This is a genomic window from Vibrio sp. 03_296 (assembly GCF_002265885.1).
Genome location: NZ_NPKW01001070.1, coordinates 1 through 1,014 on the forward strand (window position 1 = coordinate 1; position 1,014 = coordinate 1,014).

General features: G+C 42.9%; 2 pseudogenes. One reads left to right on the top strand and one right to left on the bottom strand.

Annotation, left to right across the window (positions count from 1 at the left end):
• Window positions 1–473, bottom strand: a pseudogene (locus CIK04_RS29870) (DEAD/DEAH box helicase); the annotation flags it as partial.
• Window positions 474–830: 357 nt separating this feature from the next.
• On the opposite strand from CIK04_RS29870, the pseudogene CIK04_RS29875 reads away from it, so the two are divergent.
• A pseudogene (locus CIK04_RS29875) lies at window positions 831–1,014 on the top strand (hypothetical protein); the annotation flags it as partial.

A 1,014-nucleotide genomic window follows, 5' to 3' on the forward strand; every position in this document is an offset into this window, starting at 1 on the left:
GTCTAGTACCAAGGTCTCAAGACCTTCTAGGAACACAGATTTGTGCTCTAAGCTGATCCGCAAGACGCCCTGGAGTCGCGACAATGAATTTAGGGTAGTCGTGCTAACGCTTTTACTTGATCGTTGAAGTTCTCACCACCCACGATCAAGGTGCGTCGTAGGAAAGGCCGCCCAACATGGTACGAAGCTCTCCATACACTTGTTTTGCAAGTTCACGAGTAGGCGCAAGGATCACACCACGCGGGTCACGCGCTGACAATGCTTTTGTTTTTAAAGACTTATGAGCATAGGCAAACAAACGTCCAGCGTTTGCCAGAACCTGTTTTTGAGGATGCCAGCAAATCTTTACCAGCAATCGCAACTGGAATCGCTTGCTGTTGAATTTTCGTCGCTTTCTGAAAATCTAAGTGCTTTAGGTTCTTCAGTAGGCGATTATCTAAGCCTAAATCTTTAAATTGCAAAGGTTTCTCCACTATTTTGCACTATCTTGGCCGCTTATTTTGCCGCCGAGAGGGAATCAATAAAAACGCGCAATGATACCTTAAACCGCACAATAAAGGATAGAGATCACAGAAAAATTATCCACATTTCACAGGAAACATCGGCCTAAAAATTCGATTACCCAAGTTCATGTCAAGCAATAGGCTAACCAGATCCGACACACAACACAGAAAAACGTACTCATCTCTGTTAGAACTCGGTAAAAATCCTTCAATATGTGGACGTTGCTCACTTTTTAATTCGCTGTTGTCATTTATTGTCGCTACAATCAAAGAGTCATATGACATTAGTGTCAATAATGACAGACAATTATAGAACAAGGAGTTTTTATGAATAAGATCCTAATTGCAGCTGCCACCTCTTCTGTTCTTTTACTTGCCGGTTGTGCATCGGGGCCAGATGAACAAACCAAAGCAGCAATGGCGCAGGTAGAAGATCTTAAGAATCAAGTCGATGTACTGACAAAAGAAGTGGTCTGCACTTAAGAGCAATCAAGCGGACGCTGAGATGAAA